The 22,499-nt window shown below is 54.5% G+C and carries 23 protein-coding genes; 19 read left to right on the top strand and 4 right to left on the bottom strand.

Annotated features, from left to right (window positions below; genetic code table 11):
* Positions 1–8 precede the first annotated feature (8 nt).
* The 6 genes from ACFL9S_RS15700 (at position 9) to ubiA (ending at position 5,557) form a co-directional block, all read left to right on the top strand.
* Positions 9–656 (top strand): YjbF family lipoprotein, encoded by a 648-nt coding sequence (locus ACFL9S_RS15700; protein ID WP_405262821.1) that lies wholly within the window; start codon positions 9–11, stop codon positions 654–656.
* The gene (locus tag ACFL9S_RS15695) at positions 653–1,408 is read left to right on the top strand and encodes a capsule biosynthesis GfcC D2 domain-containing protein (RefSeq protein WP_405262820.1); all 756 of its coding nucleotides are present in this window, start codon (positions 653–655) and stop codon (positions 1,406–1,408) included. The genes ACFL9S_RS15700 and ACFL9S_RS15695 overlap by 4 nt, the downstream gene beginning before the upstream one ends.
* Positions 1,408–3,501 (top strand): YjbH domain-containing protein, encoded by a 2,094-nt coding sequence (locus tag ACFL9S_RS15690; RefSeq protein WP_405262819.1) that lies wholly within the window; start codon positions 1,408–1,410, stop codon positions 3,499–3,501. The genes ACFL9S_RS15695 and ACFL9S_RS15690 overlap by 1 nt, the downstream gene beginning before the upstream one ends.
* Positions 3,502–3,639: 138 nt before the next feature.
* Positions 3,640–4,056: a phosphate-starvation-inducible protein PsiE gene (psiE, locus tag ACFL9S_RS15685; protein ID WP_405262818.1), complete on the top strand. Its 417-nt coding sequence runs from the start codon at positions 3,640–3,642 to the stop codon at positions 4,054–4,056.
* A gap of 105 nt (positions 4,057–4,161) precedes the next feature.
* Entirely contained in the window at positions 4,162–4,689 is a 528-nt protein-coding gene (gene ubiC / locus ACFL9S_RS15680; RefSeq protein WP_405262817.1) for a chorismate lyase, read from the top strand.
* A 19-nt stretch (positions 4,690–4,708) separates the two neighbouring features.
* Positions 4,709–5,557, top strand: coding sequence for a 4-hydroxybenzoate octaprenyltransferase (ubiA, locus tag ACFL9S_RS15675; RefSeq protein ID WP_405262816.1), 849 nt, complete (start codon positions 4,709–4,711; stop codon positions 5,555–5,557).
* Between the two features lie 48 nt (positions 5,558–5,605).
* On the opposite strand, the gene plsB is transcribed toward ubiA, so the two are convergent.
* A complete protein-coding gene (gene plsB, locus ACFL9S_RS15670) occupies positions 5,606–8,029 on the bottom strand; it encodes a glycerol-3-phosphate 1-O-acyltransferase PlsB (RefSeq protein WP_405262834.1) in 2,424 nt (807 codons plus the stop codon).
* A gap of 127 nt (positions 8,030–8,156) precedes the next feature.
* On the opposite strand from plsB, the gene ACFL9S_RS15665 reads away from it, so the two are divergent.
* The 4 genes from ACFL9S_RS15665 (at position 8,157) to ACFL9S_RS15650 (ending at position 11,071) form a co-directional block, all read left to right on the top strand.
* The gene (locus ACFL9S_RS15665; protein WP_405262815.1) at positions 8,157–8,525 is read left to right on the top strand and encodes a diacylglycerol kinase; all 369 of its coding nucleotides are present in this window, start codon (positions 8,157–8,159) and stop codon (positions 8,523–8,525) included.
* 106 nt (positions 8,526–8,631) lie between these two features.
* Complete coding sequence (gene lexA, locus ACFL9S_RS15660) at positions 8,632–9,240, top strand: transcriptional repressor LexA (protein WP_062748337.1); 609 nt, start codon at positions 8,632–8,634, stop codon at positions 9,238–9,240.
* 82 nt (positions 9,241–9,322) lie between these two features.
* On the top strand, positions 9,323–10,645 hold the full coding sequence (gene dinF, locus ACFL9S_RS15655) for an MATE family efflux transporter DinF (RefSeq protein WP_405262814.1): 1,323 nt from the start codon (positions 9,323–9,325) through the stop codon (positions 10,643–10,645).
* A 216-nt stretch (positions 10,646–10,861) separates the two neighbouring features.
* Positions 10,862–11,071: a CsbD family protein gene (locus ACFL9S_RS15650; protein ID WP_405262813.1), complete on the top strand. Its 210-nt coding sequence runs from the start codon at positions 10,862–10,864 to the stop codon at positions 11,069–11,071.
* Positions 11,072–11,156: 85 nt separating this feature from the next.
* Here ACFL9S_RS15650 and zur read toward each other — a convergent pair whose 3' ends face one another.
* On the bottom strand, positions 11,157–11,666 hold the full coding sequence (zur, locus tag ACFL9S_RS15645; protein ID WP_405262833.1) for a zinc uptake transcriptional repressor Zur: 510 nt from the start codon (positions 11,664–11,666) through the stop codon (positions 11,157–11,159).
* A 461-nt stretch (positions 11,667–12,127) separates the two neighbouring features.
* On the opposite strand from zur, the gene ACFL9S_RS15640 reads away from it, so the two are divergent.
* The 3 genes from ACFL9S_RS15640 to pspG all read left to right on the top strand — a co-directional run bounded on the left by ACFL9S_RS15640 (position 12,128) and on the right by pspG (position 14,886).
* Complete coding sequence (locus tag ACFL9S_RS15640; protein ID WP_405262812.1) at positions 12,128–13,369, top strand: conjugal transfer protein TraF; 1,242 nt, start codon at positions 12,128–12,130, stop codon at positions 13,367–13,369.
* Between the two features lie 130 nt (positions 13,370–13,499).
* Positions 13,500–14,495: a tRNA dihydrouridine(20/20a) synthase DusA gene (gene dusA, locus ACFL9S_RS15635; protein ID WP_405262811.1), complete on the top strand. Its 996-nt coding sequence runs from the start codon at positions 13,500–13,502 to the stop codon at positions 14,493–14,495.
* Positions 14,496–14,652: 157 nt separating this feature from the next.
* Positions 14,653–14,886: an envelope stress response protein PspG gene (gene pspG / locus ACFL9S_RS15630; RefSeq protein ID WP_405262809.1), complete on the top strand. Its 234-nt coding sequence runs from the start codon at positions 14,653–14,655 to the stop codon at positions 14,884–14,886.
* Between the two features lie 237 nt (positions 14,887–15,123).
* On the opposite strand, the gene ACFL9S_RS15625 is transcribed toward pspG, so the two are convergent.
* Positions 15,124–16,104, bottom strand: a complete 981-nt coding sequence (locus ACFL9S_RS15625; protein WP_405262808.1) for a quinone oxidoreductase — start codon at positions 16,102–16,104, stop codon at positions 15,124–15,126.
* A gap of 101 nt (positions 16,105–16,205) precedes the next feature.
* Between ACFL9S_RS15625 and dnaB the strand changes: the two genes are divergently transcribed.
* From dnaB to ACFL9S_RS15595, 6 genes are all read left to right on the top strand, one after another.
* Positions 16,206–17,621 carry a replicative DNA helicase gene (gene dnaB, locus ACFL9S_RS15620; RefSeq protein WP_405262807.1) on the top strand — a complete coding sequence of 472 codons (1,416 nt, stop codon included), beginning with the start codon at positions 16,206–16,208 and terminating at the stop codon, positions 17,619–17,621.
* A 200-nt stretch (positions 17,622–17,821) separates the two neighbouring features.
* A complete protein-coding gene (locus ACFL9S_RS15615; protein WP_405262806.1) occupies positions 17,822–18,301 on the top strand; it encodes an Lrp/AsnC family transcriptional regulator in 480 nt (159 codons plus the stop codon).
* 255 nt (positions 18,302–18,556) lie between these two features.
* Positions 18,557–19,174, top strand: a complete 618-nt coding sequence (locus ACFL9S_RS15610; RefSeq protein ID WP_405262805.1) for a YitT family protein — start codon at positions 18,557–18,559, stop codon at positions 19,172–19,174.
* Between the two features lie 74 nt (positions 19,175–19,248).
* On the top strand, positions 19,249–20,442 hold the full coding sequence (locus tag ACFL9S_RS15605; protein ID WP_405262804.1) for an amino acid aminotransferase: 1,194 nt from the start codon (positions 19,249–19,251) through the stop codon (positions 20,440–20,442).
* Positions 20,443–20,556: 114 nt separating this feature from the next.
* The gene (locus tag ACFL9S_RS15600) at positions 20,557–20,976 is read left to right on the top strand and encodes a secondary thiamine-phosphate synthase enzyme YjbQ (RefSeq protein WP_405262803.1); all 420 of its coding nucleotides are present in this window, start codon (positions 20,557–20,559) and stop codon (positions 20,974–20,976) included.
* A 2-nt stretch (positions 20,977–20,978) separates the two neighbouring features.
* Positions 20,979–21,296, top strand: a complete 318-nt coding sequence (locus ACFL9S_RS15595) for an MmcQ/YjbR family DNA-binding protein (protein WP_405262802.1) — start codon at positions 20,979–20,981, stop codon at positions 21,294–21,296.
* 37 nt (positions 21,297–21,333) lie between these two features.
* Here the strand turns inward: ACFL9S_RS15595 and ACFL9S_RS15590 are convergent, their stop codons facing one another.
* Positions 21,334–22,386, bottom strand: a complete 1,053-nt coding sequence (locus ACFL9S_RS15590) for an NAD(P)-dependent alcohol dehydrogenase (protein WP_405262801.1) — start codon at positions 22,384–22,386, stop codon at positions 21,334–21,336.
* Positions 22,387–22,499: the final 113 nt, after the last annotated feature.

Raw genomic sequence — 22,499 nt, 5'->3', positions numbered from 1 at the left:
ACACACAGTTGCGAAACCTACCACTTCTGCTGCTCTGCCTGCTGCTTCAGGCCTGTACACAAACGCAAAAAGGATTGGGTGAAACCGTCAAGCTGGCTTTTCTTGGCGTCGACGACATCCAGATGACTAACGAACAAATCGACAATATGCCTTACGCCAGCATGTATCTGCGCGTCAATGGCGGCCAGCAGATCTTTGTGGTGCTGGGCTTCAACGAAAATGGTCAGCAGAAGTGGATCACCCGCGATAAAGCTATGCTGGTGACCCAGCATGGTCGCATGGTGAAAACCCTTGGCATGGGCGATAACCTCAACGAGGTCAGCAATCTCGATAGCGATCCACTGCGTGATGCCCTGCATCTCACCGAAGGTGCAAGCTGGACCCGCACCCTGCGCTGGACCGAGGGCGGCACGCCTCAGGCAGGCACGGCGGTTTCCCACTTCTCGCGTCTGAAGGATGAGGTGCTGCAACTGGTGGGTCAGCCAGTGGCGTGCCGCGTCTGGCAGGAAGACGTGTCGATAGCGGAAAGCGGCGAATCCTGGCGCAACACCTTCTGGGTGGATATCTCCAGCGGACAGGTGCGCCAGTCACTGCAAATGCTGGGGGCAGACTATATCCCGGTTGAATCCACCATCCTGAAGCCTGCGAAATCATGAAAAAAATAACCCTTATTCTCGCAGGGATAGTGGCATCACTGTCGCTGCACGCCCAGGCCGACGGCCGGGTCGATGTCTTTTACCCTGGACAGACACAGCCGGTGGCGATCAGCGGAGCGGCCAATCTGGCGCAGCTGGTGACCAACCCGGCACTGACGCAGAAAACCTGGTGGCCGGGAACGGTGATCGGCGAAAAACGGGCGACGGTCGTGGCGGTACAGCAACAGCAGCAGCTGCTGGCACGCTTGCAGGCATGGCGCGATGAACTCAAAAGTGACGGCGACGAAGAACAGGCCGCCGTGGTGGAAAATGTTCGCCAGCAGATTGCCGGGCTGAAAGTCACAGGACGTCAGATCGTCAATCTGGACCCGGACTGGGTGCGTTTACGGCCGCAGGCTAACCGCACGCTGGAAGGGGAATACAGCCTGTATACCCTGGCAGAACCCACATCCGTCACGCTGGCTGGCGTGGTGGAAAATGCAGGGAAAACGCCGTGGGCAGCAGGACGATCCGTGGTTGAGTATCTTGATGCACATCCGCGAAGAGACGGCGGTGAACGCAACAAGGCGCAGGTGATCTCCCCGGGAGGAGAGGTGACGGAAGTGCCGGTGGCGTACTGGAACCGTCGCCATTATGAGCCGCAGCCGGGCAGCATCCTGTTTGTGGGCTTCTCTTCCTGGACGCTGCCGAGCGCCTATGCCGATCTTAACCAGCAGATCGTTTCTGTTCTGACGCACCGGATCCCTGACTGATGAAAAAACGTTATCTTCTCAGCCTGCTGTCACTCTCTGTCGCCTGTGCCTGCCAGGTTCAGGCTGCCGGTTATCCGGACCCGATTGGCCCGTCACAGTCTGACTTTGGTGGCGTCGGCCTGATGCAGGTGCCAACCGCGCGTATGGCCAAAGAGGGCGAGTTCAGCCTTAACTACCGTTATAACGATCAGTATCACTTCTACTCCTCCTCGGTGCAGCTGTTCCCGTGGCTGGAGGCGACCATCCGTTATACCGATGTGAAAACCCGCGAGTACAGTGCCGTTTCAAGTTTTTCGGGGAATCAGACCTACAAAGACAAAGCCTTCGACCTCAAACTACGCCTGTGGGAAGAGGGCTTCTGGCTGCCGGAAGTCTCCGTGGGGACGCGTGACCTCGGTGGTACGGGCCTGTTTGACAGTGAATATCTGGTGGCCACCAAAGCCTGGGGACCCTTTGATTTCACCCTCGGTATGGGCTGGGGCTATATCGGTAACAGCGGCACGGTGAAAAACCCGTTCTGCTCCGCCAGTGAAAAATATTGCTACCGCACCGAGGGCAGCGGCACCGCCGGTTCCGTCAGCGGTAGCGATATGTTCAAAGGGCCAACCGCTATCTTCGGCGGGATTGAATATCAGACGCCGTGGCAGCCGCTGCGCCTGAAAATGGAATACGAAGGTAACGACTACAAGGATGATTTCGCCGGGCGTCTGGAGCAGAAGAGCAAGTTTAACGTCGGGGCGATCTACCGCATTACCGACTGGGCAGATGTGAACGTCAGCTATGAGCGTGGCAACACCTTTATGGCCGGTTTCACCCTGCGCACCAACTTCAACGATCTGCATCAGACCCAGCGTGATACGCCGCAACCGGAATATAACCCGCAACCGCAGGAGCGCTTCCTCGATCCGACGGTGACGGCCAGTCAGTTGACCGATCTGAAGTACAACGCCGGGCTGAATGCCCCAAGCATTCAGGTTGAGGGCAGCACGCTGTACGTGAGCGGTGAGCAGGCGAAATATCGCGATACCACGCGCGGCGTCGATCGTGCCAACATCATCATGGTGAACCACCTGCCAGAGGGGATTGATACCCTGAAGGTGACCCAGACGCGCAGCCATATGCCGCAGGTGACCACGGAAACGAACGTGCCGAGTCTGCAACGTCAGCTGGCGGGATACCCGCTGGGGAGTGAAGAGACGCTACAGCAGCAACGTGTCAATCCGGTTGACCCGGGCCGCACCGAGCAGGGCTTCTTTATCGAGGGCGATCGCCTGAACTACAGCTTGTCGCCGGTGCTCAATCAGTCTGTTGGTGGCCCGGAAAGCTTCTACCTGTATCAGCTGGGCGTTATGGCGAACGCCAGTTTCTGGCTGACGGATCATTTGCTGGTAGATGGCAGCCTGTTCGGCAACCTTGCCAACAACTATGACAAGTTCAACTATAACGGCGCACCGGCGGACTCCACGCTGCCACGCGTACGTACCCATATTCGCGACTACGTTGAAAATAACGTTTACGTGAATAACCTGCAGGCCAACTACATGCGTGAACTTGGCAACGGCTTCTACGGCCAGGTGTATGGCGGGTATCTGGAAACCATGTACGGCGGAGCCGGGGGCGAAGTGCTTTACCGTCCGCTGGATTCCAGCTGGGCGATTGGCGTGGATGCGAACTACGTCAAACAGCGCGACTGGGACAACATGATGAAGTTCAACGACTATACGGCGAAGGTGGGCAACATTACCGGATACTGGCAGCCGTGGTTTATGCGTAACGTCCTGGTGAAAGCCAGCGTTGGGCAATATCTGGCTGAAGACAAAGGCGTTACCGTTGATGTTTCGAAGCGCTTTGACAGCGGGATTATCGTGGGCGCTTACGCCACGAAAACCAACGTCTCGGCAGAAGAGTATGGCGAAGGCGACTTCACCAAAGGCTTCTACATCTCCGTACCAATGGATGTCTTTAGCGTTTCACCAACCCGTGGCCGCGCGCAGGTCAACTGGACGCCGCTGACGCGTGATGGCGGACAGATGCTGGGCCGTAAATACCAGCTGTACGATATGACCAGCGACCGCGACGTTCATTACCGCTAGAGGATACGCCAGGGACGGCTTTTTCCTGTCGTCCCGTATCCGTCCTAATCCAATCGAAATGTTGTGATCTTCATCACACTGAAGCATATTGTTAATCGTCGGGTCGCCCGACGATTAACAGTCACTTTGAGGTGTATCATGACGTCCCCGGAACGTAACACGCCCGCCATCCGGCTGGCTTTTGCCCTGCAAATGGTATTAAACACTGGCCTGATCGTGCTGGCCTGTATTCTGATCATCTTTCTTGGCAAAGAGACCATCCATCTTGGCAACGTGCTGCTGAATACCGGCGAGCAGACATCGTCTTATCTGCTGATCGAAGGTATCGTGATCTACTTCCTCTATTTTGAGTTTATCGCGCTGATCATTAAGTATTTTCAGTCAGGCTACCACTTCCCGCTGCGCTACTTTGTCTACATCGGGATCACGGCAATCATTCGTCTGATTATCGTCGACCATAAAAACCCGTTCGATACCCTGGCCTACGCCATTGCCATCCTGATCCTGGTGGTCACCCTTTGGCTGGCGAACAGCAACCGTCTGAAGCGCGAATAAGTCGGTAAACCGGCCACAAAATCGTGGCTTTTTGCCGAGCTTTGATAGGTTTGCCGCCAGGGTCTGCGTTACACTGACGCATCGAAGATTTTGCGGAGAAGTGTTATGGCTGAGAACGCGCTGTCGCTATTGCGCGCGATCAACTGGCTACCGGATTCATCACCCCTGCTAACCGCCCCCCTGCTGGACTGGCTGATGGAAGTCGATTCGATGACCCGCCGTTTTGAGCGTCATTGCCAGGAGGTGACGGTTAATCTGCTGCGTGAAGGCTTTATCAGCGCGCAGGACGCGGCAGAGGATATCGCCCTGCTGCCAGCAGAAGCACGTTACTGGTTGCGAGAGATCGAACTGTGCGGCGACGGAGTTCCCTGGCTGGTGGCACGCACGCTGGTCCCGGAGTCGACCCTGAACGGACCGGAGCAGAAGCTGCAACAGCTGGGTACGGTGCCGCTGGGACGTTATCTGTTTGCCACCTCCACCTTAACGCGTGATTTTATTGATGTCGGCCACAGCGCTGAACTGTGGGGGCGGCGTTCACGCCTGCGTTTGTCGGGCAAGCCGCTATTACTGACCGAACTGTTTTTACCCGCTTCCCCGCTCTATGCCAGCGTGGCGGCAGAAGGGGGACGATAGCGTGGAGAGAAGTCTGCCAATGAGTAAGCTTTCGGCCTACAGCCGTCTGATGCGTATTGATAAACCGATAGGTTCGTTGCTGCTGTTGTGGCCAACACTCTGGGCATTGTGGCTGGCGGGAATGAAAATCCCACCACTCAATGTGCTGCTGGTCTTTGTGCTGGGGGTATTTTTTATGCGTGCTGCGGGCTGTGTGGTCAATGACTTTGCTGACCGCAAAATCGATGGCTTTGTGAAGCGTACCCGCGAGCGCCCGCTACCCAGCGGTGCGGTGACCACGCGTGAGGCAAAACTGCTGTTTGCCGGGCTGGTGCTGGTCTCCTTTGGTCTGGTGCTGACCATGAATAACATGACCATCTGGTTGTCGCTTGGTGGACTGGGGCTGGCCTGGCTGTATCCATTTATGAAGCGCTACACGCACCTGCCGCAGGTGGTGCTTGGGGCGGCATTTGGCTGGGCGATCCCGATGGGCTGGGCTGCGGTGAGTGAAACCGTTCCCCTGACCTGCTGGCTGCTGTTCCTGGCGAATATTTGCTGGACGGTGGCGTACGACACGCTTTATGCGATGGTTGATCGTGATGACGACCTGAAAATCGGCGTGAAATCTACCGCCATTCTATTTGGTCGTTTCGATAAGCTGATTGTGGGTCTGTTACAGCTGGCAACGCTTGGCCTGATGACGCTGGTGGGCTGGCAGCTGCATCTCAGCAGCGTATTCTACTGGGCGGTGCTGGTGGCGGGCGTGTTCTTTGTCCATCAGCAAAAACTGATTGCCGGACGTCAGCGCGATCGCTGCTTCCAGGCCTTCCTGAATAATAACTGGGTAGGGTTGGTGCTGTTCGTTGGCGTGGTACTGGGGATCAGATAAAACGCATAGGGGCCGATCATTTGTTTTGATCGGCCCACCACACTGACATCAATCTTGCTCTACGGCACTCTCAATGGTCATTCTCACATCCTGAGTAATCAGCTCTGCCAGCAGTTGATAAACCTGCTGTGTCTGCTCAACCTGAGCATCACCGGAATCGCTGATATAGCCTTCATCACGCAGCGTTAACACCAGCGACGTAAACACCGCCTTGTCAAAGAACTCCGGCGCGTTAATGCCATGCAGCACGGACAGACGCTGTGCCATGGTACGGCTCTCTTTTTCCAGTGTTCCACGGTTAATCGCCGGTTTCGCGCTGAGGATAGAGAAGGTGATCGAATAACGTTGCAGGGTTTCCCGCACGCCGGCAGCCAGCAGTTGCAGGGTACGGAAGCGACCAGCACTCAAGCGCAGACTGCTCTCTTCTGCAACCAGCAGCCCCTGACGAGCCATTTCAGCCACCAGTGAGTCGAGTACCTGGCCCAGTTCATCCGTGCTCCAGCGCAGGAACAGCTCGCTTTTCAGCATCGGATAGATCACCGTGACCTGACGCAGAAGCTCGGCACGGCTGATTTCACGGTGCTGCATCAGAATGGCGGCAATCAGCGACGGCATCACCAGCATGTGGTGGATGTTGTTGCGATAGTAGGTCATCAGCACTGCCTGCTCGCGCGGCAGCACCACGATCTCGCCAATGCTATCCTGCTCCAGCTCGAACTTGTTCATGCTCAGCGCATGTTCCAGCAGTGCTTCTGGCGTCATATCCGGCACGGTGGAATCCGGCGAATACGGCACATTGCGCAGCAGCTGCACGTAGCAGTCGAGCTGTTCGGTCAGCTGTTCACGGGTCATCGAACGCTGACGTGATGCCAGCAGCGCCGTCACACACAGGTTCATGGCATTGGCTGCCCCTGCATTGTTAATCCGCACCATCACTTTTTGCGCGATGTCATTCACGGCGGGGGTTAACCAGGCTGGACGCTGGGCTTCAATAGGATCGATAGCCTCACGCCATTCCGGTACCTGCTGATTCAGATACGCGACCAGCGGCAATGGCTCACCAAAGTTCACATAACCCTGGCCGAGATTACGCAGCTTACGCAGCCCACGTACCATTGACATAAAGCCTTCTTTCTCTTTGGTCGCGCCACGCAGCTCTTTGGCGTAAGTACCCACTTCCATCACATGCTCGTAACCGATGTAAATCGGCACCAGTGTGATAGGGCGGTTACCGCCGCGCAGCATCGCCTGAATCGTCATCGACAGCGTGCCGGTTTTCGGGTCCAGCAGGCGGCCAGTACGGGAACGGCCCCCTTCCACGAAGTATTCAACGGAATAGCCACGGGTGAACAGCTCACCAAGGTATTCACGGAACACCGTCGAGTAGAGCTTGTTGCCCTTGAAGGTACGACGAATAAAGAAGGCGCCCAGGCGACGGAAAATCGGGCCGGCTGGCCAGAAATTCAGGTTAATTCCGGCGGCAATATGCGGCGGCACCAGACCCTGGTGATACAGTACATAGGAGAGCAGCAGGTAGTCCATATGGCTACGATGGCAGGGCACGTAGACAATTTCATGTCCATCCTGTGCCAGCTGGCGCACGCGCTCACCGCCGTTAACATTGATTCCCTGATAGAGCTTGCTCCAGGTCCAACCCATGATGCGGTCAGTCAGACGAATCGCTTCGTAAGAGAAGTCAGCGGCAATCTCTTCCATCAGCTCAACGGCATTCTGCTGGGCTTTTTCATGGGGAATCTTTTTGCTGCGTGCTTCGTCTTCTACCGCTTTGGCGATCGCTTTGGACTGTAACAGTTTGTTGAACAGGTCCTGGCGCACTGGCAGACGCGGCCCAACGGCCGCTAAACGCTGGCGAGCAAAGTGCATACGTGCCACACGGGCCAGCTTCTGCGCGATGATTTTATCTGTACCGTGCTCGGTGGCCATATGGCGCAGCGATACCATCGGAGAGAAGCGAACAAAACTGTCGCGCCCCAGCCAGATGACGGCAAAGAATTTCTGAATACCATTCAGCATGCGCAGATGCGGCTGTTCGTTCCCCTGTACCTCACGGCCCGGCGCACGACCAAACATCACCGATACCGGTACCATTTGCACATCCAGATCGGGATGATTGCGGTGCAGATCGAGATAATCGTGGAACAGCTTGACCGACTGAAGATTCGGGACAAAGTACGGGAACAGGCGCGGGCCATCATGAATGAACACATGACGTGGCAATACCGTACCGTCGATCTCCAGAGGTTCCAGAGGATCGGGCAGGTCTTGTTTGCGACACTGCTCACGAAGTGCAAGGAGATCGGCCTTTGAATCATAAGGCAGCACATACATAATAGGGCGCGACGTATCAAGCCCGAGTTCAGCAACCGGTTCAGCCGGAATTGCTTTACTTTTTACCAGTAGTTTTACTGGAAGATTCAATAAGTTATAATATAATTTACGCCAACCTGACATAGACAACATGAAGCCTCTTGTTAGCAAAGCGCCGCAAGCATACCAGAAAGCGCCAACAGAATCTGTGGTGTTAAAAAACCTGTAGTTCCACTCATTGACGTTAAACTTCTCAAAGGGTTCCCTTATTATGGCAAATAATGTCACCGGACTGACGCGAATCATAAAAGCGGCCGGGTATTCGTGGAAAGGCATCCGTGCCGCCTGGCAGCATGAAGCTGCTTTTCGCCAGGAAGCCGTCGCGGCGATCATCGCGATTATCATTGCCTGCTGGCTGGACGTGGATGCCATTACCCGTGTGCTGCTGATTGGCTCCGTGATGCTGGTCATTATTGTCGAAATACTCAACAGCGCCATCGAAGCGGTTGTCGACCGCATCGGCAGTGAAATACATCCCCTGGCAGGCCGGGCCAAAGATATGGGCTCTGCGGCTGTGCTGTTGACTATCTTGCTGGCAATTTTTGTTTGGATCATGCTGTTAGTGCCACATTTGCGATGAGTTTTCCAAAAATCGCCACAAACTGCATTTCGCCCAACTTTAGGTTTTCAATGTCTAAATACCTGTATATACTCACAGTCGACTGTATAAACAACCAGGGGGCGGAATGAAAGCACTAACGGCGAGGCAGCAGCAGGTTTATGACCTGATTCGCGACCACATTAATCAAACTGGTATGCCACCTACGCGTGCAGAGATCGCCGCGCAGCTTGGTTTCCGTTCCCCGAATGCGGCTGAAGAGCACCTGAAGGCCTTAGCCCGTAAAGGCGTGATTGAGATCGTTTCTGGTGCTTCACGCGGTATTCGCCTGATGATGGAAGAAGAAGACGGACTTCCACTGATTGGTCGGGTTGCCGCTGGTGAGCCACTGCTGGCAGAGCAACACATTGAAGGCCACTACAAGGTTGACCCTGACCTGTTCAAGCCTGGCGCTGACTTCCTGTTGCGCGTCAGTGGAATGTCGATGAAAGACATCGGTATTATGGACGGCGACCTGTTAGCGGTACACAAAACGGAAGATGTGCGTAATGGCCAGGTTGTGGTGGCGCGCATTGATGATGAAGTGACCGTTAAACGCCTGAAACGCCAGGGTAATACGGTACAGCTTTTACCTGAAAACCCGGATTTCAAACCTATCATCGTCGATCTGCGTCAGCAGACGCTGACGATAGAAGGCCTTGCTGTTGGCGTTATCCGCAACGGCAATTGGCTGTAATCGTGACTCCCCGCTAAATCCTGCGCGCTGCTTCTGCGGCGCGTATTACCATCTGCAATCGCGTTAACTCTGATGGATTCTGATGAAACTGCTCACCTCTGCGGATAAAAGCCTCTGGCGGCTGGCGCTGCCGATGATCCTTTCTAATATTACCGTGCCTCTGCTTGGCCTGGTTGATACGGCTGTGATCGGCCATCTCGATAGCCCAACGTATCTTGGCGGAGTGGCAATCGGCACTACTGTCACCAGCTTCCTGTTTATGCTGCTACTGTTTCTTCGCATGAGCACCACCGGGCTGACAGCCCAGGCATTTGGCGCCAGTGATAAGTCTGCACTGGCGCGTGCGTTGATGCAGCCGCTGCTGCTGGCTCTGCTGGCCGGGCTGCTGTTTGTCCTGCTAAAAACCCCCATTACTCACCTTGCACTGGGCCTGACCGGTGGCAGCGACGAAGTCCTGCACCAGGCGGCACTGTTTATGCAGGTGCGCTGGCTCAGTGCCCCAGCAACACTGGCTAACCTCGTGCTGCTTGGCTGGCTGCTTGGGGTGCAGTATGCGCGTGCTCCGGTGATCCTGCTTGTGGTGGGTAATCTGGTCAATATTTTGCTGGATCTGTGGTTTGTTATTGGGCTGGGATGGGGCGTGCAGGGTGCGGCAGCAGCCACCGCGATCGCTGAATATGTCAGCTTTATAGTCGGCCTGCTGCTGGTATGGCGGGTGATGAAACTGCGTGGTTTGTCGGTAGGGCTGATGCTGAACGCCTGGCGCGGTGATGTGGCGCGCCTGCTGCGCTTAAACCGCGACATCATGCTGCGTTCTCTGTTGCTGCAAATGTGCTTTGCGTCGCTGACAATTTTTGGTGCCCGCCTGGGGAATGATGTCGTCGCGGTCAACGCCGTGCTACTGATGTTCCTCACCTTCACCGCCTATGCACTGGATGGTTTCGCCTATGCGGTTGAAGCCTGTTCAGGGGAAGCCTACGGCGCGAAAAACAGTCAGCAATTACTTAGCGTCTGGCACGCTGCCTGCAGGCAGTCGTTGATAGTCGCAATGGGGTTCTCTCTGTTCTATGCCCTGTTTGGTGAGCAAATTATCGCGCTGCTGACTTCTCTGGAACCGCTTCGGCAGCTTGCCGATCGGTATTTATGGTGGCAGGTGCTGATGCCATTGGCGGGTGTGGGCTGTTATTTGCTGGATGGCATGTTTATCGGCGCCACCCGGGCCAGTGAGATGCGCAACAGTATGGCTATCGCAGCTCTGGGCTTTAGTTTGACGCTGTTTAGCGTGCCGTGGCTGGGTAATCATGGTCTGTGGTTGGCGGTGACGCTGTTCCTGCTGCTGCGCGGTGTCTCCCTGTGGGTCATCTGGCGTCGTCACTGGCGTAATGGTACATGGTTCGCGCAGTGACACATTTGCTTACGTAACCCGAAGCTTCGCTAGTTTATTGAATTTTAGGGGTTTTTAGCAATTTTTTACCACTATTGCCAGCGGGTTAACTGCCGGGTGCCGATTTCTCTACTACAATTATCTTTGTCTTAGGCAAATAACCAGATAATTATCTGGATATTCAGCGAATTTTTGAGACGAAAAAGCTGTTTTAACCCAAGGTAGAGGAATCACATTATGAATAAAGACGAAGCCGGCGGTAACTGGAAACAGTTTAAAGGTAAAGTGAAAGAACAATGGGGCAAGCTGACTGATGATGATCTGACGATCGTTGAAGGTAAACGCGACCAGTTGGTAGGTAAAATTCAGGAGCGCTACGGCTATCAGAAAGATAAAGCCGAGAAAGAGCTTAGTGAATGGGAAACTCGCAATAACCACCGCTGGTAAAACAGCGGCCCCTTTCAGGGCGATGCTCCAGCCCCGGCACAAGGACCGTGCCACTCAGTTCTTTCTCCTTCCTCATAAAATCTAATCAACGCCCGCGTTTTTTACTCTGCACACTATGATCGTGCTGGCATGCATCCTGATGCGTACAGGCTTCAATTTCCCCGCATTTTTGACAGAATCCATGCGCTTCAATCACGCTATGCCCCAGGGTAAAACCTGACTTCAGGGCCAGCGATTTCAAAATATCTTCCACACCATCGGCATGTTGCTCAGCGACTGAACCACAGCGGTCACAAATCAGCATCGCTGAGGTATGTGACGGCTCTTCAAAGTGATGGCAGACCACATAGCTGTTGGTGGACTCCACACGATGGATAAAGCCCTGTTCCAGCAGGAAGTCCAGTGCTCGGTAGATGGTTGGGGGCTTCGCCTGGGGTTCAGATACGCGCAGTAAGTCCAGCAGGTCGTAGGCGCTGATGGCCCCATTCTGCTCACTCATCAAACGCAGGACTTCAAGGCGCTGCGGCGTGAGTCGCACGCTGCGCTGCTGACAGATAACTTCCGCCTGCGACAGGATTTTTTCAGCACTGGTAATGTTCATTGTTCCCCCTCAGGCCATTTCAGGATGTTATTTTATCACGTCTGCAACAAAACGCCGAGTTCACCGTCAGGCAACCCTCAGCCACCTGCACAGACTCAACCATTTACTGGTATTGCTGATAAGCGCAGAAGGTAAAAAAAATTTCATCATTGTTTTCAGTGTACCAGGGCCACTCTTTTTTCATTCAGCATCGCTAATCTGATTTGCAGGGCTTAAGGTTCGTGACTACCTTTTTCAAAGGGCTATGCGCGTTTGGCACTGAAAAAAACAGATGCAGAACGTTCAACTGTTAGCGTGTTAACAGATTAATAAAATGGCAATGACCTGATAAGCCCACTCATCTTCTCTCAATTCACAGCAATGAAATGGTGCCTTTATGTTCATTATTCAGGCATTCGGTTATGCGTGTCTTTGCGCATTCGCTTTTTCATTTTTTTATGGTGGGTTTGGGGTCAATGGCAAATAAATTCAATAAATTAATCGGTTTTTCCGCGCCCGTAGTATTACCCGCTCTGTTGCTTACTCCGCTGAGTGCGTTTGCTGCCGGTAACTATTTCGATGCCCGCAATGATGCAATGGGGGGGACGGGCGTTGCCTCCTCCAGTTACGGTTCGGCGGTGCTGGCTAACCCGGCTTTGATGACCAAAGCGAAACCGGAAGACAGCGTCAGTATTACCCTGCCGGCCGTCGGTGCGCAGATCAGCGATAAGGGAAAACTGGTCGATAAGGTGGATGACCTGACCAATGCGGTCGACAGTTACAAAGACCTGGCAAATAATTTCGTCTTCCCCACGGATATCCCACGTGCCCAGGTGGCTGCGGGTGATCTTGCCGATCGTCTGCGCGAGATCAAAGGGCAGAAGGCATGGGCAAACGCGGGTGCAGCATTTGCGGTGACCGTCCCGAATGAGGTTCTGCCTTTCGCGTTTGTCACCAAAGCCTACGGTACCGCCTCTGTGGTAACGGATGTCACGCAAAGTGATATCGATTATCTGCAAGGCATTGCCGATGGCACTAACATTCCGACGACAGCAGGGCTGAACAGTCTGACCTCCGCCGGGCTGGGACGTGCAGCGGTGGTTTACGATATGGGGATCGCCGTCGCACATGAGTTTGATTTCGGCGGTCAGCCGGTTTCACTGGGGATCACGCCAAAGCTGCAAAAAACCACGCTATATAACTACAGCGCTTCGGTATACAGCTATGACAAATCAGACTTCACCAACGGCAATTATAAAAACACGAACACCGGTTTTAACCTGGATGCGGGCGCATCCACCGACCTCGGTGAAAACTGGACGCTGGGCCTGAGCGCGCAGAACCTGATCTCACGTGATATCGACACCAAAGAGGTCAGTGGTTACAAGGATACCTATCAAATCCGTCCGCTGGTCACCTCCGGCGTGTCATTCCATACCGAGCGCCTGACAACGGCACTGGATGTGGACCTGACCCCGACTAAGCGCTTTAAAACGCAACAGGACAGCCAGTACGCTGCCGTGGGTGCGGAGTATCGTCTGCTGGACTGGCTGCAACTGCGTGCTGGTTACCGTGCTGACGTGAAGTCCAATGACACCAATGTGTTCACCGGCGGTTTTGGTCTGTCACCGTTTAACAAAGTGCATCTGGATCTCGCCGGGATGGTGGGCAAAGACAATACCTGGGGCGCGGTTGCCCAGTTGAACTTTACTTTCTGATTTTCTGCCAGCAGCCAGCCCACGGGCTGCTGGCTATCACCTTTCCCTGAGCCTGTATCCTCGCTGCCCGCCGTGCTATCATTGCGCACAATATCGACACTCCCTTTCTGATACAGAGTTAACGCTTTTCATGACCGATAATTTCCCTGCACATCGTTTTTCAATTGCCCCAATGCTCGACTGGACCGATCGCCACTGCCGTTACTTTCATCGTCAGCTGACGCGCCAGACGCTGCTGTACACCGAAATGGTGACCACCGGTGCGATTATCCACGGCAAAGGGGATTACCTGGCCTGGAGTTCTGAAGAGCAGCCCGTTGCGCTGCAACTGGGCGGCAGCGATCCGGCAGCACTGGCACAGTGTGCGAAACTGGCGGAAGCGCGTGGCTACAATGAGGTTAACCTCAATGTGGGTTGCCCGTCTGACCGCGTGCAAAACGGCCGTTTCGGTGCCTGCCTGATGGGCGAAGCCCAGCTGGTGGCAGACTGCATCAAAGCGATGCGCGATGTAGTCTCTATTCCGGTCACGGTGAAAACCCGTATCGGTATCGACGACCAGGACAGCTACGAGTTCCTGTGTGATTTCATTCAGCGTGTGGCAGAACAGGGGGGATGCGAGACGTTTATTATTCACGCCCGTAAAGCCTGGCTCTCTGGCCTCAGCCCGAAAGAGAATCGCGAAATCCCACCGCTTGACTACGAGCGAGTTTACCAGCTAAAGCGCGACTTCCCGCAGCTTACGCTGTCGCTTAACGGTGGCGTTAAGTCGCTGGAAGAAGCCAGTATCCATTTACAGCATCTGGACGGGGTGATGATGGGGCGCGAAGCCTATCAGAACCCGGGAGTGCTGGCGCAGGTAGACCAGACCCTTTTCGGCAGCACCGTGCCGATGGTCGATCCAGTCGCGGTGGTGCGCGCCATGTATCCGTATATCGAGCATGAGCTGGCGAACGGCACTTACCTTGGCCATGTCACCCGCCATATGCTGGGACTGTTCCAGGGCATTCCTGGGGCACGCCAGTGGCGTCGTTACCTGAGTGAGAATGCTCATAAAGCGGGTGCCGGTGTCGATGTGGTGGAAAAAGCCCTGCTGCTGGTCGCGGATAAAGTGCCTGCCAGCGCTTAATATCGTTAAACGTTCACTAAATTTTGATGAAATTCACCAGGGTTATTATCGCCCTGGTGCATACCGCCCTTATAGATCAATACGTTAAAATCCTCGCCGTACTGGCACGCTTCTTGTAATAGTCTCTTCAGAGTCCCTTATTCTGGAGCGTATCGACATGTTAGAGATCCTGTTTGTTATCGGCTTTTTTATGATGCTGTTGCTGACCGGTATTTCGCTATTAGGCATCATTGCGGCGCTGCTGGTGGCTACCGTGGTGATGGTCGTTGGCGGATTGTTTGCTGTTGTTATTAAATTGTTGCCGTGGTTGCTGCTGGCGGTGGTTGGGGTCTGGTTATATCGCGCTTTTTGTAAACCGTCTGCGAAGGATAAACCCTGGTTATCTCGATAATATCAATGAGTTGCCGGAGGTTTTTGGCGTGTTAATGCGGGGTGGATCACATCATGACAAATTGCTATGCACCATTTCGTCATTAAACATATTTTTTACTTATGAATTCTGCCAGGATGGTTTTACTGAATCAAAACGTATTCATCGCCGCTGACCCTACACTCAGTGCGAACTATAAAAAGAAAGAAAAAAGGGCCTCCTTCGGGAGGCCCTGATTGTTTGTGCGGATGACCGATATTACGGAATAAGCAGACTCGATCCTTGCGTACCACGCCCTTCCAGCACCTGATGCGCGCGTTGTGCATCGGCCAGTGCAAACTTTTGCGCGTCTGGCACATCCACCTTAATCGCATTGCTTGCCATCAGAGAAAACAGCTCATTGCTGGCCTGAAGCAGCGCTTCACGCGTGGTGACATATCCGTTCAGTGATGGCCGGGTAACATACAGTGACCCTTTCTGATTGAGGATACCGAGATTCACTCCCGTCACCGGGCCGGATGAGTTACCAAAGCTGACCATCAGACCACGACGTTGCAGGCAGTCCAGCGAGGCTTCCCAGGTATCTTTCCCCACGGAGTCATACACCACACGCAGCTTCTTGCCATGAGTCAGCTCGCTGACGCGCGCGGCGATATCCTCTTCTCGATAGTTAATGGTTTCCCAGGCACCTGCACGTTTCGCCAGCGCCGCTTTCTCCGCCGAACCCACGGTGCCGATCAGGTGCGCCCCGAGCGCCTTTGCCCACTGGCAGGCAATTAGCCCGACACCGCCCGCAGCGGCATGGAACAGAAACACCTCATCCGGCTGCACCACATAGGTCTGGCGCAGCAAATAATGCACCGTCAGGCCTTTAAGAAAGGATGCCGCACCCTGTTCAAAGGAGATGGCATCCGGCAGCAGCGCCACTTTATCGACCGGAACGTTATGCACTTCGCTATAAGCACCCAGTGATGATTGTGCGTAAACCACACGATCACCCGGTTTCAGGGCGCTGACGCCAGCGCCGACGCGAGTGACGATCCCGGCGGCTTCCGTCCCCAGCCCGGCCGGTAGCGGAGCAGGATACAGACCGCTGCGCATATAGGTATCAATGTAATTAATACCGATCGCTTTGTTCTCAACCTGCACTTCACCGGGGGCCGGATCGGTCGGATCAAAGCTCACCAGCTGCATCACCTCGGGTGCGCCGTGCTGGCTGATTTGTATACGTTTCGCCATGTTCACTCCTGTGGATTTCGCCGCGATGTGGGGGAGGACGTCAGTCATGCAAACGGGTATACTTGCGCGTCCCCCCACAAGATTTTTGGTATCGCATCACTATGGCAGGAAATAAACCCACCAACAAATCCTTCGAAAACCGCGAGCCGCGTGACCGTCAGATGGAAGGTCTCAAGCTGCCCCCGCACTCGCTGGAAGCTGAACAGTCGGTGTTGGGCGGTTTAATGCTGGATAACGAACGCTGGGATAACGTTTCAGAGCGCGTTGTGGCAAAGGACTTCTTTAGCCGCCCGCACCGGATGATCTTCGCGGAGATGCAGCGCCTGCTGGAACTGGGTAAACCGATCGATCTGATTACCCTTTCCGAATCGATGGAAACCAAAGGCGAACTGAGCATGGTTGGCGGTTTTGCCTACCTGGCTGAGTTGTCAAAAAACACGCCAAGTGCGGCAAACATCGGTGCTTATGCGGATATCGTCCGTGAACGTGCCGTTGTGCGAGAGATGATCTCCGTGGCCAACGAAATCGCGGATGCCGGTTACGATCCTCAGGGGCGCACCAGTGAGGATCTGCTCGATCTGGCTGAAACCCGCGTGTTCCAGATCGCTGAAAGCCGTGCCAACAAAGATGAAGGCCCGAAGAGTGTTGATCAGATCCTCGAATCGACGATCGAGCGTATCGAGGCACTCTATCAGACGCCGCAAAATGGCGTGACCGGGGTGGATACCGGCTACGGTGATCTGAACAAGAAAACCGCCGGGCTTCAGCGTTCCGACCTGATTATCGTTGCAGCCCGTCCGTCGATGGGTAAAACCACCTTCGCCATGAACCTGTGTGAAAACGCGGCGATGGAGCAGGATAAACCGGTGCTGATCTTCAGCCTGGAGATGCCCGGCGAGCAGATCATGATGCGTATGCTGGCGTCGATGTCCCGCGTTGACCAGACCCGTATTCGTACCGGCCAGCTTGATGATGAGGATTGGGCGCGCATCTCCAGCACGATGGGGATCATGATGGAGAAGAAGAACATGTACATCGATGACTCTTCCGGCCTGACTCCGACCGATGTTCGTTCACGTGCCCGCCGTATTTTCCGTGAGCACGGCGGCTTAAGCCTGATCATGATCGACTACCTGCAACTGATGCGCGTACCGGCGCTGTCTGACAACCGTACGCTGGAAATCGCTGAGATATCACGTTCGCTTAAGGCGCTGGCGAAAGAGCTTCAGGTGCCGGTCGTGGCGCTGTCGCAGCTTAACCGCTCCCTGGAACAACGTAGTAATAAACGCCCGATAAACTCCGACCTGCGTGAATCCGGCTCCATCGAGCAGGATGCCGACTTAATCATGTTTATCTACCGTGATGAAGTGTACGAAGAAAACAGCGAGCATAAAGGCATCGCTGAGATCATCATCGGTAAGCAGCGTAACGGCCCAATCGGGACGGTGCGCCTGACCTTTAACGGTCAGTGGTCGCGCTTCGACAACTATGCGGGTCCGCAGTACGACGACGAATAATCTTTTCGGGTCGGGCATGCCCGACCCCTACGTTTGCTCCCTTGCTTTCGACGCGGTAAAAAATACCTCCCAATCTTGTAGGGGTCGGGCATGCCCGACCCGCTTTCAACGTCTGTCATCACAAAATAGTGTTGGACAACAACGCAATGAATGCGGTTATCTGTCTGTCAGCAGTACCCAGACACCAGCACGGATGAACGATGACCCAGATTGATGATTTTGACCTTAAGATACTGACTTTACTGGAAGCAAATGGTCGCCTGACCAACCAGGAACTGAGCGATATTGTGAAGCTGTCAGCCTCACAGTGCTCACGCCGCCGTATTAATCTGGAACAGGCAGGATTGATCCTTGGCTATCACGCGCGGCTGTCTCCGGATGCCGTTGGCCTTGGGATGATCGGCCTGATTGAAGTGCGGCTGATCAACCATACGACAGAATACGTTGAGAGTTTTCACCGCATGGTGTCCGAACAGTCGGCCATCGTGGATGCCTATAAAACCACAGGTGATGCTGATTACCTGTTGAAAGTGGCGGTGGCCGATCTGGCCGGGCTGAGCGCACTTATCAGCCAGCTGGTGGCGGGACATCAAAGCGTTTCGCATGTGAAGACGTCAGTGGTCCTGAACCGCCTGAAAGAGAATGGCCTGATGTCGGTGAGTGAGACGCTGCTGCGCTAAAACAGTGCATGCCGCGCACCATTCTTGTGCGTAAAAACGATCATTAATGCAAAATCTGTGCGATAAAATGAATTTCAGTGCGTGATGTGATGGTTAAATGCCAGTTTCATGCACAAAAATGAGCAATAAAGCGCCTTGTATTCAATGGGTTAATTCGCTGGCACCATCCGATGGCTCAAAGGGCCGCCGGATTGGTGCGATTTTTGCTATATATTGGGCAGTCAATAAAGCAATAATCACCAGAGAATCAATCCGATGGATAACGTCGTGCAACAACCTGTAAAAATCCCCCATACGCTGCTGGAAGATGTGCTGGCTATCCTGCTGGGTACGCTGATGGTCTCTTTTGGCGTCACGCTGCTGAAGCAAGCCGGGGCACTGACCGGAAGCACCGCGGGTATCGCCTTTCTCATCAGCTACCTCAGCAAAACCTCCTTCGGGTTGGCATTTTTCCTGATCAACATTCCATTTTACTGGCTGGCCGTGAAGCGTATGGGCTGGGCTTTCACCATAAAAACCTTCTCTGCCGTGGCGCTGGTCTCAGCGTTCAGCCACCTGCACCCATTATTCATCCATTTTTCCGCGCTGGATCCCTTTTATGCGGCACTGTTCGGTAACGTGGTGATGGGGATTGGGTTTATAGTGTTATTTCGCCATAAGGCCAGCCTGGGTGGGATCAATATCCTGGCGTTGTGGTTGCAGGACCGTTACGGTATTCGCGCCGGAAAACTGCAAATGGTAGTGGATACCTGTGTGGTACTGGCCTCGCTGTTTGTGGTTTCGCGTGAGATGCTGGCGGCCTCTATCGCGGGTGCGGTGGTCTTGAATCTGATTATTGCCATGAACCATCGCCCTGGCCGCTATTACGTATAGCCCTGCCTGAATTTACCGCGACGCCCGTCGTGGCGTTGCAGGACATGACTGATTATTTAATGGAGACTTGCACCGTGTTTCAAAACGTTGATGCCTACGCTGGCGATCCGATTCTCTCCCTGATGGAAACTTTCAAGCAGGACAACCGCGCGCACAAGGTTAACCTGAGTATCGGCCTGTATTACGACGCACAGGGTGTGATCCCACAGATGAAAGCGGTTGCCGCAGCGGAAGCCCTGCTGAATGCACAGCCGCAGAGCGCGTCCCTCTATCTGCCGATGGAAGGTCTGCCGCCTTATCGTTCCGCCGTTGCACCTCTGCTGTTCGGTGCAGAGCATCCGGTACTGAAAGCCGGGCGTATTGCCACAATCCAGACGCTGGGCGGGTCGGGCGCACTGAAAGTGGGTGCTGACTTCCTGAAATATTACTTCCCGAATTCCCAGGTCTGGGTCAGCGATCCGACCTGGGAAAACCACATCGCTATCTTTGCGGGTGCCGGTTTCACGGTAAACACTTACCCGTGGTATGACGATGAAAGCAACACCGTGAAGTTTGCCGCGTTGCTGGAAAAACTGAACACGCTGCCTGCGCAAAGCATCGTGCTGCTGCATCCGTGCTGCCACAATCCAACCGGGGCTGACTTGACCAACGCGCAGTGGGACGAAGTGACCGCCGTGCTGAAAGCGCGCGAGCTGATCCCGTTCCTGGATATCGCCTATCAGGGCTTCGGTGCTGGCATGGACGACGACGCTTATGCTATCCGCGCCATCGCCACAGCGGGCCTGCCTGCGCTGGTCAGCAACTCGTTCTCTAAAATCTTCTCCCTGTACGGTGAACGTGTTGGCGGCCTGTCAATCGTCTGTGACGATGCGGATGAAGCCGCTCGTGTGCTTGGCCAGCTGAAAGCCACCGTGCGCCGTAACTACTCCAGCCCACCAAACTTTGGTGCGCAGGTCGTCTCCTGCGTGCTGAATAATCCTGAGCTGAAAGCCAGCTGGCTGGCAGAAGTGGAAGCGATGCGCGTGCGTATTCTGGAAATGCGTCAGGCGCTGGTGGAAGGGCTGACCCTTGCGGTTCCGGGGAAAAACTTCGACTACCTGCTGAAGCAGCGCGGCATGTTCAGCTACACCGGCCTGAGCGCAGCACAGGTGGACCGTCTGCGTAATGAGTTTGGCGTGTATCTGATTGCCAGCGGACGTATCTGCATCTCTGGCCTGAACCACAACAATGTGCGTCAGGTGGCGGAAGCGATGGCAGCCGTGATGTAGTCCTCTCTGGCCGGGGTTCTCCCGGCCAGCTATTCCCGCTTTTTCACTTTTCAGGTTTACCTTTTCGCCACTTGCTGCACACTTAACGGATCTATTGCGTTAAGGAGTCGTACTATGTGGTATCAGCAAACTCTCACTCTGAACGAAAAATCGCGCGGCTTTCATCTTGTGACGGATGAGATCCTCGGTGAACTACGCCGATTAAGTGATGTGCAGACCGGGCTGCTGCATTTGCTGTTGCAGCATACATCGGCTTCCCTGACGCTGAACGAAAACTGCGATCCCACGGTGAGATCCGATATGGAGCAACACTTTCTGCGTGCGGTGCCGGACAACGCACCCTGGCAGCATGACTATGAAGGTGCAGACGATATGCCTGCGCATATTAAGTCGTCGTTGCTGGGCACCTCACTGTTGCTGCCGATTAGCCGGGGTCGTCTGATGCTGGGAACATGGCAGGGAATTTATCTGGGTGAACACCGTATTCGCGGTGGCGCCCGACGTATTGTGGCGACTCTACAGGGGGATGATTAAGCATGAAGGTATCTGAGCTGCTGTCCTACTGCATGGCGAAGAACGGTGCAGAGCAAAATGAGCACGACGAGTGGCAGGCGACGCAGGTCAAAGCCAAAGGTGTGCTGTTTGCCATGTTGTACGACGTGGACGGACGTCCTGTGGTGGCACTGAAAAGCACCCCGGCGTTGGCCGATCTCATTCGAGAGCAGCACAGTGATGTGCGGCCCAGCGAACATCTGAATCCCTCACACTGGAACACCGTGTTTCTGGACGGATCACTGAAGGATTCACAGATTTATTACCTGGTGGATGCGTCTTATCAGCAGGTGCAAAAATAAACTCAGGGCGGACCGTCTTGCGGTCCGCCCATGACGGTTACGCGCGCAATGTATCGATATCAATCACGAAGCGGTACTTCACATCGCTTTTCAGCATACGTTCATAAGCTTCGTTGATCTGATTAATATTGATCATCTCAATATCGGAGGTGATGTTGTGCTTACCACAGAAATCCAGCATCTCCTGCGTCTCTTTAATCCCGCCAATCAGTGACCCCGCAATGCTGCGGCGTTTAAAGATCAAGTTAAACACCTGCGGTGATGGATGGTCATGTTCCGGCGCACCGACCAGCGTCATGGTGCCGTCACGGCGCAGCAGCGTAATAAACGGGTTCAGGTCATGCTGAGCAGCAACGGTGTTAAGAATAAAGTCGAAACTGTTGGCATGTTGCGCCATCTGGTCGGCATCTTTCGAGATCACCACTTCATCTGCGCCCAGGCGCTTACCATCTTCAATTTTTGATGGTGAAGTGGTAAACAGCACGACGTGTGCCCCCATCGCATGCGCAATTTTCACGCCCATATGACCGAGGCCGCCGAGGCCGACGATACCCACTTTTTTGCCCGGACCCACGCCCCAGTGATGCAGTGGAGAGAAGGTGGTGATCCCCGCACACAGCAGCGGCGCCGCACCCGCCGGATCGAGATTTTCCGGCACGCGCAGCACGAAGTCTTCATGCACGACCACCTGGGTAGAATAGCCCCCGAAGGTGATATCACCATTAACGCGGTCCTGGCCGTTATACGTGCCGACAAAACCCTCTTCGCAATATTGCTCCAGGTCTTCTTTACAGCTGTCACAGGTGCGACAACTGTCGACCATACAGCCCACGCCCACCAGTTCGCCCACCTTGTATTTATGGCCGTGCGCACCGACCGCCGTCACGCGGCCGACAATTTCATGGCCTGGTACTACCGGGAAAACGGTGTTGCGCCATTCGTTGCGTGCCTGGTGCAGGTCAGAGTGGCAAACGCCGCAGTACAGCACGTCAATCTGCACATCATGTTCACGCAGTTCGCGCGGCTGAAACTCAAACGGAGCCAGCGCAGAGAGTGCGTCCTGGGCGGCATAAGCATGCGTAATATTCATTGGTCTCTCCAGTTATTGATGATGTGGCGCAATGGCCGTGAGGGTGGGAGCAGGCAGTGGAATAACGTCGCCTTCTCCGCAAAATGATGAAGGTTAAGCATAGTCAGGGAATG

The organism is Erwinia sp. AnSW2-5, assembly GCF_045107195.1.
Classification (GTDB): Bacteria; Pseudomonadota; Gammaproteobacteria; order Enterobacterales; family Enterobacteriaceae; genus Erwinia.
Note: the sequence above shows the minus strand (reverse complement) of the source record. Positions and strands in the feature narration are given on the sequence as shown.